Origin of the sequence: Streptomyces sp. PA03-6a (genome assembly GCF_033792765.1) — a bacterium.
Lineage (GTDB): Bacteria > Actinomycetota > Actinomycetes > Streptomycetales > Streptomycetaceae > Actinacidiphila.
Map to the genome: position 1 here is coordinate 1 of NZ_JARAVK010000234.1, position 14,235 is coordinate 14,235.

Annotated in this window: 10 protein-coding genes; 5 read left to right on the forward strand and 5 right to left on the reverse strand. The window is 73.8% G+C overall.

The window, feature by feature from the left end; genetic code table 11:
* Window positions 1-41: 41 nt before the first annotated feature.
* Together PV350_RS36890 and PV350_RS36895 are read right to left on the reverse strand one after the other, a co-directional pair.
* Window positions 42-1,106 carry a dipeptidase gene (locus PV350_RS36890; protein WP_499509177.1) on the reverse strand — a complete coding sequence of 355 codons (1,065 nt, stop codon included), beginning with the start codon at window positions 1,104-1,106 and terminating at the stop codon, window positions 42-44.
* Window positions 1,103-2,413 (reverse strand): amidohydrolase family protein, encoded by a 1,311-nt coding sequence (locus PV350_RS36895; RefSeq protein ID WP_500337850.1) that lies wholly within the window; start codon window positions 2,411-2,413, stop codon window positions 1,103-1,105. Before PV350_RS36895 ends, PV350_RS36890 begins: the two co-directional genes overlap by 4 nt.
* A 99-nt stretch (window positions 2,414-2,512) precedes the next feature.
* On the opposite strand from PV350_RS36895, the gene PV350_RS36900 reads away from it, so the two are divergent.
* The 3 genes from PV350_RS36900 (at window position 2,513) to PV350_RS36910 (ending at window position 5,476) form a co-directional block, all read left to right on the forward strand.
* Entirely contained in the window at window positions 2,513-3,271 is a 759-nt protein-coding gene (locus PV350_RS36900; protein ID WP_500337851.1) for an IclR family transcriptional regulator, read from the forward strand.
* Window positions 3,268-4,218, forward strand: a complete 951-nt coding sequence (locus PV350_RS36905; protein ID WP_500337852.1) for an ornithine cyclodeaminase family protein — start codon at window positions 3,268-3,270, stop codon at window positions 4,216-4,218. The genes PV350_RS36900 and PV350_RS36905 overlap by 4 nt, the downstream gene beginning before the upstream one ends.
* Before the next feature lie 106 nt (window positions 4,219-4,324).
* Entirely contained in the window at window positions 4,325-5,476 is a 1,152-nt protein-coding gene (locus PV350_RS36910; protein WP_500337858.1) for a CaiB/BaiF CoA transferase family protein, read from the forward strand.
* Window positions 5,477-5,555: 79 nt separating this feature from the next.
* Here the strand turns inward: PV350_RS36910 and PV350_RS36915 are convergent, their stop codons facing one another.
* Window positions 5,556-6,362 (reverse strand): DUF6461 domain-containing protein, encoded by an 807-nt coding sequence (locus PV350_RS36915; protein ID WP_499509181.1) that lies wholly within the window; start codon window positions 6,360-6,362, stop codon window positions 5,556-5,558.
* 111 nt (window positions 6,363-6,473) lie between these two features.
* Here PV350_RS36915 and PV350_RS36920 point away from each other — a divergent pair, with 111 nt between their 5' ends.
* Together PV350_RS36920 and PV350_RS36925 are read left to right on the forward strand one after the other, a co-directional pair.
* Window positions 6,474-7,115: a TetR/AcrR family transcriptional regulator gene (locus PV350_RS36920; protein WP_499509182.1), complete on the forward strand. Its 642-nt coding sequence runs from the start codon at window positions 6,474-6,476 to the stop codon at window positions 7,113-7,115.
* The gene (locus PV350_RS36925) at window positions 7,112-8,473 is read left to right on the forward strand and encodes an MFS transporter (RefSeq protein WP_500337854.1); all 1,362 of its coding nucleotides are present in this window, start codon (window positions 7,112-7,114) and stop codon (window positions 8,471-8,473) included. The genes PV350_RS36920 and PV350_RS36925 overlap by 4 nt, the downstream gene beginning before the upstream one ends.
* Window positions 8,474-8,588: 115 nt before the next feature.
* Here the strand turns inward: PV350_RS36925 and PV350_RS36930 are convergent, their stop codons facing one another.
* On the reverse strand, window positions 8,589-11,861 hold the full coding sequence (locus PV350_RS36930) for a family 78 glycoside hydrolase catalytic domain (protein ID WP_500337855.1): 3,273 nt from the start codon (window positions 11,859-11,861) through the stop codon (window positions 8,589-8,591).
* Between the two features lie 67 nt (window positions 11,862-11,928).
* Window positions 11,929-14,235 (reverse strand): glycosylhydrolase-like jelly roll fold domain-containing protein (locus PV350_RS36935; RefSeq protein ID WP_500337857.1); only part of this gene is annotated, 2,307 nt, incomplete at its 5' end.

Genomic DNA, 14,235 nt, shown 5'->3' on the forward strand with positions numbered 1-14,235 from the left:
CTCTCCGGGGGGTGGGAGGGGTGTGCCGGGGCCAGGGCCGGCTACGCCCAGACGCGGGACGCGTAGTCCAGGAAGTTGCGGCCGAGGATCTTCTCGATGCGCTCGGAGCGGTAGCCGCGGCGTTCCAGGAGGCGGACGAGTTCCCGGAACTGGTCGACGCCACGGAGGTCGACGACGAAGGGGTAGGTGTCGGCGCGCTCGCCCGCGGCGCCGACGCCCGCCTCGCGGCGCCGGCCGACGTGCTCGGCGAGGGCGGTGCGGTAGGCGTCGAGGTCGTCGACGGGGGTGATGGTGCCGTCCGTGCCGATGCCGACGTGGTCCTCGCCGCAGACGTTGACCGCGTGGTCGATGTGCTCCACGACGTCGGCGGCGCGGGCGTGGCCGGACGGGTTGAGGAAGGGCATGAAGTAGATGCCCACGAAGCCGCCGCGGGAGGCGACGAGGCGGAGTTCCTCGTCGGTCTTGTTGCGTGGCAGGTCGGTGAGGGCGCGGCAGCCGGTGTGGTTGACGGAGACGGGCTGCCGGGAGGTCTTGGCGGCCTCCAGGCAGGTGCGTTCGCCGCTGTGGGAGAGGTCGACCATCACGTGCTGGTCGTTGAGCGCCTCGACGACCTCGTGGCCGAAGGGGGTCAGCCCTCGGTTGGCGGGGGCCATCGATCCGTCGCCGATGTGGTTGGCCTGGTTGTACGTCAGCTGGATGACGCGGACGCCCGCCTCGGCGAAGGTGGCGACGCGTCCGGGGTCCTCGCCGACGGCCACGGCGTTCTGGAAGCCGTAGATGACGCCGATCCTGCCGTCGGCGTGGGCGCGGTGGACGTCGGCGACGGTGCGGACCTTGGTGAGGTCGGCCGGGTGGTCGCCGATGATGGCGTCCCAGACGTCGATCTCGCGCAGGGTGTGCTCGTACGGGGGCAGGTCGCCCATCGTGTAGCCGAGGGTGATGTTGACGGCGGTGAGGCCGGAGGCGTGGGCGTCGGCGAGGGCGCGGGCGTCGATGGTGAGCTGGTCGCTGGAGGGGTTGAGGTGGGCCGCGGCCTCGGCGGACGCGGGGGCGTTGGGGTTGTCGAGCTGCCCCAGCGCGTTGACGATCACGGGGGTGGGGTTCACCGGCGCTCCTCGAACTCGGCGCGGTCGAAGCGGTGTCCGCGCTTGACGGTCAGGGTGACGCTGCGCAGGTTGGCGATGTCGCGCAAGGGATCCTCGTCCAGGACGACGAAGTTGGCCAGCTTGCCGGGCTCGACGCTGCCCATGGAGTCCTCGGTGCCGGCGGCACGGGCGCCGATGAGCGTGGCCGAGCGCAGGACGTCCGCGGTGGGGATGCCGCAGCGTTCGACGAGGAAGGCCAGTTCGTCGTGGAGGGCGGGGAAGGCGGCCCCGGGGGCGGTCTCGTGGTCGGTGCCGGTGGAGATGGCCACGCCCGCCCGGTGGGCCTGGGCGGTGACGGCGGCGGCGAGCGCGGTGTTCGCACGGGCCCGGGCGGTGTCCTCGGGTCCCTCGCCGGCCAGTTCCTCGCTCTCCCACATGCAGGCGGTGGCGTCCAGGACGGTGCCGCGCCGGCGCATGAGGGCGAAGAGCCGGTCCAGGTGCGGGTCGTCCCCTGCGGCGAACCGTGCGTGGTCGACGGGGGGTTTGCTCTTGTAGCTGGTGAGCCCGTCGGGGGTGCCCTCGAAGGCGAGCAGGGTGACGTGGGAGACGGTGTCGACACCGGCGGCGACGACCTGGCCGGGCGTCGCGGGGAAGACGGTGGCGTGCGCCCAGACGGGGATGCCCTGGCGGTGGGCCTCGGCGGTGACGGCGGCGACCAGGTCCGCGTCGAGGTCCGCGTAGACCTTGATGGCCGCGGCGTACGTACCACGGGCCATGGCGACCGCGAGGGGCAGGTCGGTGGCGGCGGTGACGGCCTGCATCCAGGGCACTTCGCCGGGCACGGCGCCCTGGGAGACCTGGTGGGTGCGCGGGTCGTCGAAGAACCCGGGGCCCGCCATCAGGGCGGCGTAGCGGATGTCGGGGCCGGGGATCTCGCCGACGAGGGTGGCACGGGCGAGGTCGCCGATCTGCCGCAGGTCGTCGGCCATGTCCCGGACGGCGGTGATGCCGCTGTAGACGTGACGGCGCAACGCCGCCTCGGCCGCGGGACGGTCGGGCGGGGTGGCGAGGTGCTGGTGGGTGTCGATCAGCCCGGGGATGACGAAGCGTCCGTCGAGGTCGAACACCCGGGCGCCGTCGGGGAGCCGGGAGGCGAGGTCGGCGTCGGGCGCGACCGCGGTGACCGTCTGCCCGTCGGTGACGATCGTGGTCGCGGGCCGGAGCGGGCGGCCGGTGCCGTCGAAGAGGGTCGCGCCGCGGTAGACCGCGGTCGTGCCCGCGGCGGGCGCTGCGTAGGGGGTGGGGGCGCCCTGGGACTGGTCGGCCATGCTCACCTCGACTGTTGCATCCTGCGTAACATCTGTATCGTCTGGGGAAACGCTCGGTACTGTACTGCAGCCGCCGGAGAACGAGAAGGAGTGGCCGCGATGCCCGAGGCCCCGCGTACCGCGGTGGACAAGGCGCTCGACCTCGTCGAGGCCGTCACCCGTGCGCCGCGTCCCGTCCGCCTGACGGATCTGGCCGGCGAGGTCGGCCTGCACCGCGCGACGGCCTACCGGATCCTGCTGGACCTGGTGCGCAGGGGCTGGGTGCTGCGGGCGGGTGACCGTTATCTGCCCGGCACCGCGGTGCTGCGGATGTCGGCGGCCGCGGCAGGGAACTCGCTGAACGCCCTGGCCCGCCCGGTGTTGCAGGAGCTGTCCGACGTCACGAGGATGATGGTCAACCTGCAGGTGCTGGAGGCCGACCGGGCCCGGGTGATCGACGTCGTCCGCCCGGAACGCCTGGCCATGATCAGCCACTTGCTGGGCGAGGCGCTGCCGGTGCACCGGTTCGCCGGGCCGCTGGCGCTGGTCGCGGCACTCGACCCGGCGGCCCGCGCGCCCTACTTGCGTCCCGCCGAGGCCGAAGGGCACCCGCTCGACGGGGACGACGGGCTGCTGGCCGACATCGCGCGTACGGAGCGGACGGGGGTGGCCGTGGAGCGCGGACGCAACGAGAAGCTGGTCGCCTCGATCAGCCGCGCCGTGACGCCGGGCCCGGGCGCCCCCGTCTGCGCGCTCACCGTCGTCGGGCCGGACGCGGAGTTCGGTCAGGCCCGGCTGCCCGCCCTGGAGCGGGCGCTGCGTGACGCCACCGACGGGCTCCGGCGCATTCTGACCGATCCTCACGGAGACACGGCATGAGCGGTCTCCTCGTCCTGGACCGGGCGCAGACCCGGGCCGCGCTCGACACGCGCCGCGTCGTCGACGCCGTGGCCACGGCCCTCGTCGCGATCAGCCGCGGCGAGGTGTCGGCGCCGCCGCGGATCGCGGCGCGCACCCCGGCCGGGTTGCTGGGCGCGATGCCGGGCCATGTGCCGGGGCTGGGCCTGGCGGCGAAGCTGGTGTCGGTGTTCGGCGATCCGGCGCTGCCCGGGCGCAGTGCGCACCGGGGCATGGTCGCGTTGTTCGACGAGCACGACGGGCGCCCGCTGGCCCTGATGGACGCCGAGTCGCTGACGGCGGTGCGCACCGCTGCCGCGGCCACGCTCGGGGCGTGGGCGCTGGCCCGCCCCGGGGCACTGCGTCACACGGTGGTGGGCACCGGGGCCCAGGCCCGCGCCCAGATCGACCTGCTGGCGGAACTCCACCCGGCCGCGGAGGTCGTGGTCGCCGGCCGTGATCCCCGGGGCGCCCGTGAGGCCGCGGCCCGCCATCCCGGGGCGCGCGTGGCGGAGGGCATCGAGGAGGCGGTGCGCGGGGCCGACGTCGTCTTCTGCTGCACCGGGGCGACGCGTCCGGTCGTACGCCGCTCGTGGCTCGCCCCGGGCACGCACGTGAGCTCGGTCGGCGGTTCCCACGGCCCCGAACTCGACGCGGAGACCGTTCGGGACGCCGCGCTGTTCGCCGAGTGGCCCGGCGCCGCCGGCTCCCTTCCCCCGGCCGGGGCCCACGAACTGCAGGGTCTCTCCCCCGGCCGCGAGGTCGTCCTGCTCGGCTCCGTGCTCGCCGGTGACCACCCCGGACGCGGCGAGGCCGGCGGGCTGACCGTCTTCAAGTCCACGGGGCACGCGGCGCTGGACGTGGCCGCCGCCCATGTCGTCCACGCCGTCGCGCGTGCGGAGGGACTGGGCACGACCGTGACCATGTGACCGTTCCCTACCGCACAGACCAGGAGCGCGAGCCTTGCAGCAGTCACAGCAGCCGTCACAGCAACCGTCACAGCACCGGGCACAGCACCGGGCACAGCGGCAGCCACTGGACGGCGTCACCGTCGTCTCCCTGGAGCAGGCCGTCGCCGCGCCGTTCGCGACCCGTCAGCTGGCGGACCTCGGCGCACGGGTGATCAAGGTCGAGCGGCCGGGCGGCGACTTCGCGCGGGAGTACGACAAGGCCGCCAAGGGTGAGTCCGCGTACTTCGTCTGGTGCAACCGCGGCAAGGAGAGCGTGATCCTGGACCTCAAGGAGGAGGGCGACCGCGCGCTGCTCGACCGGATCCTGGCGGAGGCGGACGTCTTCGTGCAGAACCTCGCCCCCGGTGCCGCCCAACGGCTCGGCCTGGGCGCGGAGGTGCTGCGCGCGCGGCATCCGCGGCTGATCTGGTGCGGTGTCTCGGGCTACGGCGACGACGGGCCCTACGCGGCGAAGAAGGCGTTCGACCTGCTGGTGCAGTGCGAGTCGGGGCTGGTGTCACTCACGGGCACGCCGGACAGCCCCGCGCGGGCGGGGATCTCCATCGCCGACATCGCGGCCGGGATGTACGCGTACACCGGCGTCCTCACCGCGCTGTACGAGCGTGAACGCACCGGCGAGGGCAGCGCCTTCGACGTGGCGATGCTCGACGCGCTCGGCGAGTGGCTGGGGCAGCCCCTCTTCCACGGCCTGTACGGGAGCGCGCCGCTGACCCGCAGCGGCGCCCGGCACCCGTCGATCTCGCCGTACGGCCACTACCGGGTGGGCGACGGCGGGGAGGTCTTCGTCAGCGTGCAGAGCGACCGCGACTGGGTCGCCCTGTGCGAGAAGGTGCTGGAGCGGCCCGGGCTGGTCCGTGATCCGCGGTTCGCGGACAATCCGCTGCGCCACGCCCACGACGACGGGCTCACCGCGATCCTCGAGGAGCACTTCGCCGCCTTCACCGCCGACGAGGTCCTGGAGCGCCTGGACGGCGCCGGGATCGCGAACGCCCGGCTGCGGTCGGTCGCGGAGTTCGCGGCCCATCCGCAGCTCGAGGCCCGCGACCGCTGGCGGGAGTTCGGCACGCCGTCCGGCCCGCTGCGCGGGCTGCTGCCGCCGGTGACGGTACGCGGCCGCGAGGCCCTGATGGGTCCGGTGCCGGCGCTGGGCGAGCACACGGACGCCGTTCGCGCCGAGTTCCGCGGCGCACGGGAGGGGGCGGAGAGCGGTCGGTAGCGATCACGCGGCGATCGCGTCGGATCGACAGCTCGTCACCCAGCCCGAGCTCACGGGCCCAGGCACGTCGCGCTGCGGGTCACGGAGCGGGTGACGAAGGCCCGCGGATGACCATCGGTGCTGCGGCCTCGGCGCGGGCGCGAGCCGTGGCGCTCTCGACCTCGTCACGGGTGACTTCCATGTAAAAGCGTTCCCCATGGGCGTCGGTGATGTCGATGACGATGCCGGTCCACTCCTCGGCGGGCTCCTCGGGTACATGCCCGAGCTGGTATTCGGCCTCCCGGAGCAGTTCCTCCGTCACCCGGACCCCGGTCAGCCGCTCGGCGAGGGCGAAGGCCGCGGCCTTGGTGTCGACGCCCCCGCCTGTCCCGTATTCGTCGTCCGACAGTGCCCATCCGACCTCGAGGATCGACGAGTTGAGGGCATCGGGGGTGCTGCCTGCCCTGACTGTGGGCCGCTCGAACGTGGTCCGGAGTTCCCCGTCCTCATACCAGTGGAAGAAGTCCATGGGCTTGCCTCCGTTGCTGGAGTGCACCACGGCGCGCCCGCCCGCCGACAGGGCCTCCAGGAAACGCGGCTGCATCCCCGTGCCCCCCTCTCCGACGTGCAGGACGAGCGTCCAGTCGCCGCCTTCACCCGGGACGGTGAACGCGCCCGCGACGAAGGAGTCGTCCCAGTAGTCCATCGGGTCGCGCAGTTCGTCCTGCCGCTCGATCAGCGCGTCGGCTCCCGTACATGTGCCCTGGGGCTCCGCCCCCATCACTCGCAGCACCTCCCCCGGGGTGACACCCCGCGCCAGGGTCAGGGTGTACCCACACTCCAGCGCGTAGCCGAACAACGGAGAGGAACGTATCCAGGCATGGTCATGTGCGGTCGCCGAGGTCATGCATCACAGTCTGCCCGCCGCCACCGACAAGACCGCGAAAGGGGCCCGGCGTCGGCACGGCTCGCGGTCATTGCCGTAGACAGTGTCTACGGATGCTGGTAGACACTCCCCATGACCGATGGCGGCTCCCTGCGGGAGCGACTTGTCGATGCCGGCGTGGACCTCGTGCTGGCCGGGGGCACCGCGTCGGTGGGGCTGCGCGAGATCGCACGGCGGGCGGGGGTGTCGCACGGCGCGCCGCGGCGCCACTTCCCCACGCACGATTCCCTGCTGTCGGCGATCGCCCGGCGCGGTTTCGAGGACCTGCACGCGCGCTTCGCGACCGCGACCGCCACCGCGGACGCGGCAGCACCGCGTGCCCAACTGGCGGCCGCCGCACGGGCGTACGTCGGGTACGCGCTGGACCACCGCGGCATGTTCGAGCTGATGTTCCGCCACGACCTGCTGGACGGCGCGCCACAGGGGGACGGCGGTCCGCGGCTGCGGGAGACGTCACTGCCCCTCTTCGGGGCCCTCGTCGAGCTTGTCACCAGGTGCCGGGCCGAGCAGGACGCCGCCGTGGTGGCCACCGTGCCGCCCGCCCCGGTGACGGCCGCCGCCCTCTGGTCGAACCTGCACGGGCTCGTCCAGTTGTGGACCTGGGGCAGCCTCCAGGTCGTCCTGGGCGCCGACGACCCGGGCGAGGAGTCGCTGCGCCAGGAGCAACTCCTCACGGCCGTCCTCGACGCCCACCTCGGGCCGGTGCCCGCGTGATCTCCCCCGCGCGGCAGCGGCTCGCGCTGGCGGCGAGCGTCGCAGGGGCCGCGATCGTCGCCCTCGACGGTGGCGTCCTGCTGGTGGCGCAGCCCAGCCTGCAGCGGGATCTCGGTGCGAGCGTCGCCGAGGTCCAGTGGACCAGCACGGGCTACCTGGTGGCGGTGGCGTCACTGCTCGTGCTCGCGGGCCGGCTCGGGGACCGCTACGGGCACCGGCGCCTGCTCTGCGCGGGGGTGCTGGGTTTCGGGGCGGCGTCGGCCGGGATCGCCGTCGCGGGCGGCGTCGGGTGGGTCATCGCCCTGCGCGTGGCCCAGGGCGTGTTCGGCGCGCTCCTGCAACCCGCGACGCTGGCGCTGCTGCGGCTGGCCTACCCCGAGGACCGGCTGGGACGGCCGATCGCCGTCCGGACCAGCGCGCTCGCGGTGGCCGCGGGGGCCGGTCCCGTCCTCGGCGGGCTCGTCGTGGCGCACCTGGGATGGCGCGCGGTGTTCTGGATCAACGTCCCCCTCGCGCTCGCGATCGCCGTGCTCACGCTCGCCGTCCGGGTGCCCGTGCCGCAGCGGCCGGACGACGGCGGAGGGAGGGTCGGCACGGCCGGGGCGGCCCTGCTCGCGCTGGCGCTCGCGGCCCTCGTCCACGCGCTGGCGGGCATACCCGAGCGCGGGTGGACGGGTACCGGTACGGTGCTCGAGCTCCTCGCCGTGGCGGGCGCCCTCGCGCTGCTCGTCGCGTACGAGCGGCATGCGAAACATCCCAACGTGCCCCGCGCGGTGGCCCGTTCGGTACCCGTGACGGCGTCCGTCGCCATCCTGCTGGTGACGACCGCGGGGCTGTTCGGCACATTGTTCCGGGCCACGTTCCACCTGCAGGACGTGCTGCGTCTCGACCCGCTGGCCACCGGCCTGAGGGTGCTCCCGCTGACGGCGCTCATGGTGCTCGGCGCACCCGTCGCGAGTGCCGCGCTGCGCCGCTACGGCCCGCGCCGTACCGCCCTGTGCGGCACGCTCCTGGTCGTCCTGGGCATCACGCTGCTCTCGCGGTCCGGGGCGGGCAGCGCGTGGGCCGCCATGGCCGCCGCGTTCGCCCTGCTCGGTGCGGGCTTCGCCACCGTCATGGTGACCGCCACCGCCTCCGTCGTCGGCGACGCGCCGCCCGGGTACGCCGGGGTCGTCGGTGGCCTGAAGCAGACGGCGATGAACGTCGGCCCGGCCCTCGGCATCGCGGTCGCGGCCGGCACCACGGGCACGGCCGGGCCACCGGGCGCGACGATGGGCACCACCCTCGTCCTCCTCGCCGGGCTCGCCGCGCTCGGCCTGCTCCCGGCGTCGCTGCTGCCCCGGCCCGCGAGGGCATAGGCCTCGCCGACCGGCCCACCGGCTCGGGGACGTCGAGGACCCCTGCTGAACGCCGCCGCCCCGGCCGGCCGCACGGGGAGGTGCGGCCGGCCGGGGCGCGTCGTACCGGCCGGGGTCAGGCGCCGGCGCGGTAGGTCGAGGTGAACGTCCAGTCGCCGGAACCGACTTCGTAGATCCGCTCCCCGTCGGCGGAGCGGACGAAGCGGGCGCCCTTGGGCGCGGCCACCTCACCGGAGGTCACCGGCACGTGCACCTCGGCCGTGGTGCCCGCGGGCACGGTGAGCCGCAGCCGGTACGCGTCCCCGTCCAGGCGCCAGGAGGTGCCGGCGGTGCCGTACGGGGTGCGGTACGAGCCGGAGGCGGAGGTGAGGCCGGCGACGAGGGCCGGGTCGACGAGCAGTTCGCGGTAGCCGATGGAGCCGGGTGCCTGCTGGATGCCGGCGAGGCGGGCGGTGAACCAGGCGTCGATGGCGCCCAGCATGAAGTGGTTCTGGGACTGGCCGGAGCCGCCGTCCCAGCTCTCGCCGAGCGTGGTGTTGCCGTGCAGCACCTGGTAGCCGTAGCTGGGGCTGGTGGTCTGGGTGGCGATCCGGCCGACGACGTCGTCGTGCCCGGACTCCGAGAGCACCCGGAAGGCGGCGGGCAGCGAGATCTCCCCCAGGTTCAGGTGGAAGTCCGCCGCCTCGACGCTCGCGACGAAGTGGCCGAGCAGCCGGTCGCGCTGGTCGGCCGGGACGGCTCCCATGTCGAGGGCGAGCGCCTCCGCGCCGTGTCCGCCGCCGCCGAAGGTGCCCTTCGCGGGGTCGTAGTACTTGTCCGCGAGGGCCTTGGCGCTGGCGTCGGCCTTGGCCCGGTATCCGGCGGCGGCGTCCTGGTCGCCGACGAGCGCGGCGATGCGGCTCATGGCGTCGACGACGCGCCAGTAGCCGTAGGTGCCGGCCACCGCGCGGGGGAAGGTGGTGTCCGGGGTGAACCAGTCGCCGAGGCCGTAGTCGAGGATGCCGCCGGAGACCTTCTCCTCCAGGAAGGTCACGTACTTCCGCATCTGCGGGTAGTACGTGGCGAGGGTCTCCTGGTCGCCGTAGGTGGTGTAGAGCTGCCACGGCACGAGGACGAAGGCACCACCCCAGTTGGAGTCGTTGCGGTAGCCGCCGGGCAGGGCCGTGTACTCCGGGGTGGTGGAGGTGATCAGGCCCTCGGGGGTCTGGCCGTCGGCCATGTCACGGACGATCTTGCGGAGCTGGGACTCCATGTCGTAGTTCGCGGCGAGGGTGGGGAAGACGAGCTGGTCCTGCTCCAGCCAGCCGAGCTTCTCACGGCTCGGGCAGTCGGTGAGGACGCTCATCATGTTGCCCTCGATGGAGCGGCGGATGATGGAGTGGATGCCGTTGACCAGGTCGTTGGAGCTGGTGAAGTCACCGGCCGAAGTGTTGTCGGTGTGCAGCACCTTGCCGCGGACGGTCACCGTGGCCCCGGCGGGCAGTCCCTTCAGCTCCAGGTAGCGGAAGCCGTGGTAGCCGTACTCGGGGTGCCAGGTCTCGGCGCCGGAGCCGCTGGTGGTGTAGCTGTCCCATAGGGGCCCGCCGACGTTGCTGATGGACTGGAAGGCGTGACCGTCCTTGAGGCTCTCGGCGGGCACGATGCGGACGGTGGTGCCGGCGGGTGCCCGCACCGTGATCTCGGGCCAGCCGGCGATGTTACGGCCCAGGTCGAAGACCCGGCTGCCCTCGGCGCCGGGCACCTCCTTGCCGGTGAGGGTCTCGACGACCCGGATCGGCTCGGTCTCGCGGGCGCTGAGCAGGGCGGGCGCGTCCGCGGAGCCGGGACCGGCGACGGTCACGGCCTCGTCCCAGCCGGCGCGGCTGCCGCGGGGTTCGTCCCAGTGCGGGAGCGCGCGGCGTGCGTCGTAGTCCTCGCCGCCGTACCAGTTGGAGGAGGTGGTGGGGCCGAGCGTGGTGCGCCAGTCGTCGCCGCTGCTGATGCGGCGGACGGTGCCGTCGGCGAGGGTGACCTCCAGCTGGGCGATCAGCTTGGGGTCGCTGATGTTGCCGTAGAGCTTGCGGTAGCGGTCCGCGGTGCTGACGACGTTGGAGATGCCGTTGCCGAGGGAGACGCCGACGGTGTTGCCGCCGGTGCGCAGCAGGTCGGTGACGTCGTAGGTGGCGTACTGGACGCGCTTGGTGAAGGTGGTGTTGGCGGGTTCGAGGACGGCGTCGCCGACCTGCCTGCCGTTGATGGTGGCGTCGTAGATGCCGAGGCCCGAGACGTACAGGCGGGCGCTGCGCACGTGCTTCGGGAGGGCGAAGTCCTTGGTGAACAGCGGCAGTCCGGACGGCAGCCAGGGCTTCGGCGGCTGCTGGCCGGTGACGGCCGCGGCCTGGGTGAAGGGCCCGGTGGGGGTGTCGCCGGTGGCGAGGGTGTAGTCGGTGGGGAAGCCGGGGACGCGGCCGTCGTCGGTCACGACGTCGGCACGGGGGTAGAGGGCGACCTCGTCGAAGGTCTTCGCGGACTTCAGGTCGAGGGTGAGCGTGACGGGCTGCTGGGAGACGTCGGGTCCGGTGTGCGCCGCGCTGGAGTAGCCGGCGGCGGTCTGGAGGCCGCTGTTGGGCAGGCCGTCCACGGCGAGGGCCGGTTCCCAGGTCTTGCGGAGGGTGTTGGACTCGGAGGCGGTGACGGCGGCGCCCTTGGCGAGACCCGTGGTGCCGGCGGCGGAGTCGCGGACGTCGATCTCGCCGAGCTGCAGGCGCCAGGTGCGGCCCGGGAAGTCCTCCTGCAGGGGCAGGCCGAGGCGGGTGACGTCGAGGCGGAGGTAACGGGCGGTGGTGCGAGGCAGCTTGACGACCACGGGGGTGACCTCGCGCTTGCCGAGCTGCCAGTCGGCGTTGGTGATCCAGTCGGCCTGCCAGTCGCTGCTCTTGGTCAGGCCCGTCTCGAAGGACGCGGGCGTGCTCCAGTCGGCGGCGTGGTCCGCGCCGTGGGAGCCCGCGGCGGACCAGAGCATGACGCGCCAGTAGACCCGGGTGCGGGAGCCGAGCTGCTTGCCGGCGTAGACGGTCTGCGGGACGGCGGAGGCGACCTTGCCGGAGTCCCACAGGTCGGGGCGGCCCTGCCGGAGCCGGGTGGGCGAGGTGGCGGCCTGGACCCGGTAGGCGGTCTGGACGAGCCGCGGGGAGCGGCCGGTGAGGGCCCAGCTCAGTTCGGGGGTGGTGTCGTCGATGCCGAGGGCCTGGGTGAGCTTCTGGGTGCGCAGGGTGGTCGCCGTCAGCGACGCGGGGGCGCCGGCCTCCGCGGTGACGGCGGTGGGCAGGATCGTGACGAGCGCGGTGAGACCGGTCGCGACGGCGAGGGCCGGGGTACGCCGGGTGCCTGCGCGCGGGGGTCGGGGCATGCGGGTGCTCCTTGACGGCGGTGCGGTGGGCGGGGGCTGCGGGTTCGTCGCTTTGGGGGACGGCACGTCAGATCCGGCGCAGGGTGGTGGTGACCTCGCGGTACGGCCGCAGGGCCACCGGGCCGAGGAGTCCGGACGGCAGGGGCTTGTTGCGCTCGTTCGACAGGGTGTTGGACACCCGCACCGTGAGGGTGTTCCGGCCCGCGCGCAGCAGCTGCGTCACGTCGGTGGTGTACGGGGCCCACGGCAGCGGGGGCAGTTCGGTGCCGTTGACGGTGACCGAGGCGACCTCCCTGACCTGGCCGAGGTCGAGGCGGAAGCCCCGGCCGTCGAGGGTCCCGGCGTCGAGGACGAGTTCGGTGGTGTAGGTGCCGCTGCCGGAGAACAGCGGTTCCACGGTCGTCCAGCTGCCGAGCGGGCCGGTGACCGGCGTGGCTCCGGCGCGCTGCAGGGTGAGCGTCCAGTCGCCGTCCACGGGGAGCGGGGCGAGCGGGTCGGTGACGCGTACCGTGCCCCGGTAGGTGCGGCCGCCGTCGCTGCCGGTGAGGACGTGGTCGCCGGGCGCGTCGACGACGGCGGTGACGCGCAGGGTCTGGCCGGCGGCCTTGACGGAGGTGATGGACGCGGCGGGCAGGGTGCTGTCGGTGAGGTGCGGGGCTTCCTTCGCGCCGGCGCGCACGACGACGGCGAGGGTCTCGTACGGGGCGAGCCGCAGCGGCAGGCGGATGCCGCCGTGCTTCTGCTCCCGGTGGACGGGCGCGGGACGCACGGTGCCGGTGACGGGGTCCCAGAGTTCGGGGGCGCCGGTGGCGGGGAGCACGGCGACGGTGTCGACCTGCGCGGCGCTCTCGTTGTTGAGGAGGAAGGCGACGTCCTTGCCGCGGGTGGTGCGCAGCACGCGTACGGCCGGTGCCTGCGGTTCGAGGACGGCCGCGGCGACTCCCGCCTCCCGTGCGGCGTCCCCGAGGGCGGCGGTGTCCGCGACGCGGACGGCGGTTCCCGCGCCGACGCGCCGGCCGGCGGGGACGGTGTCGCCGAAGAGGCCGTTCAGCGCGCGCTCCAGGGTGCGGTCGCGCCCGCCGGCGTCCTCCTGGGGCAGGGCGCCGACGGCGACGACGGTGCCGCCCTGCCGGACGAAGGCTTCGAGGCGGGTGACGGCGGCGGCGTCGAGGGTCGGGGTGACGGGGAGGACAGCCAGGTCGTAGCCGGCCTCGCCGACGACGAGTCGTCCCTGGTGGACGCGGGCGTGGGCGAGCAGCTCCGGGTCGCCGGAGAGGGCGCCCTCGTGGACGAGGTCGAAGTCGACCTGGGCGCTCTCCAGTGCGTACGCGGCGTCGGTGAAGGCGCCGTCGACTTCGCCCTGGCGGGTGGTGCCGCGCCACTGCTCGGCGGCGCGTTGCGGCTGGATCAGGGCGGTGCGGGCGCCGGAGGTGCCGCGGGCGACCTCCATGACGCGGCCGATCCAGTCGGCGATCGGCTCCATCGCCCACCACCAGGGTGCGCGCGGCCCGAACGGCGGCGGGAAGAAGACGCGTTGCTCGTCGGTCCACAGGGCGTGCAGCACGGTGAGGTTGACGCCGCGGGCGGCGTTCGCGCCGACCAGGGCCCGCACGAAGTCGGGCGCGACCTGCCAGCCCATGTTGCCGAAGCACTCCAGCAGGGCCCGGTCGCGGCCCATCTGGTGGGCGACGCTGACCGGGTTGCGGGGGATCATGGTGGGCTGTCCCGCCACGTACTCGGCGGTGATGATGTCGCCGCCGGGCACCTGCGCCCACTGGTGGACCTTGTGCAGGTCGCCGGTGGAGACGATCCGCTTGGAGGGCGAGGTCTCGTCGTACAGCGGGTTGGTGATGAGTGCGACGCCGCGCTCGGCGTACCACTGGGACTGCTTGCGGAAGTAGCCGGCGAAGCGGTCCGAGACGGCCTGCCAGTAGCGGCCCCGGGTGATGCGGCCGGTACGGCCGAGGTCGTCGAAGGCCGTCGCGTAGGCGGTGCCGGGCTCGGTGCCGGTCTTCCGCAGGGCCGCGGCAAGGGTGGGCGACCACGGGAGGCGCTTGAAGTGCGCCTCGGCGGAGGCGAAGAACGGCTCGTCGTCCCAGAAGCCGGGGATGACGTTGCCGAAGTAGCGGGCGAACCTGCGGTGGTACTCGCCGGGCACGATGTCGAGGAACAGCTCCACCGGCTCGTCGTCGAGGAGGTCGACGTAGCTGCGGCTGTAGCCCTGGGAGTCGTCGACCAGCGGGGTGCCGCCGAACACGTCGATCAGCCAGTCGCCCTCGGGGACGCGCCAGGTGCGGCCTTCGCCGAGTTCCCCGGTGAGTTCGACGACCTGGTCGCTGGAGGTGGCGCCGACCGGGCGGGCGGCGGCACCTCC

Coding starts and splice junctions, on each gene's coding strand:
- PV350_RS36895 (WP_500337850.1), bottom strand. CDS start 2,413: ATGGCCGACCAGTCCCAGGGCGCCCCCACCCCCTACGCAGCGCCCGCC.
- PV350_RS36900 (WP_500337851.1), top strand. CDS start 2,513: ATGCCCGAGGCCCCGCGTACCGCGGTGGACAAGGCGCTCGACCTCGTC.
- PV350_RS36905 (WP_500337852.1), top strand. CDS start 3,268: ATGAGCGGTCTCCTCGTCCTGGACCGGGCGCAGACCCGGGCCGCGCTC.
- PV350_RS36915 (WP_499509181.1), bottom strand. CDS start 6,362: ATGACCTCGGCGACCGCACATGACCATGCCTGGATACGTTCCTCTCCG.
- PV350_RS36920 (WP_499509182.1), top strand. CDS start 6,474: ATGACCGATGGCGGCTCCCTGCGGGAGCGACTTGTCGATGCCGGCGTG.
- PV350_RS36930 (WP_500337855.1), bottom strand. CDS start 11,861: ATGCCCCGACCCCCGCGCGCAGGCACCCGGCGTACCCCGGCCCTCGCC.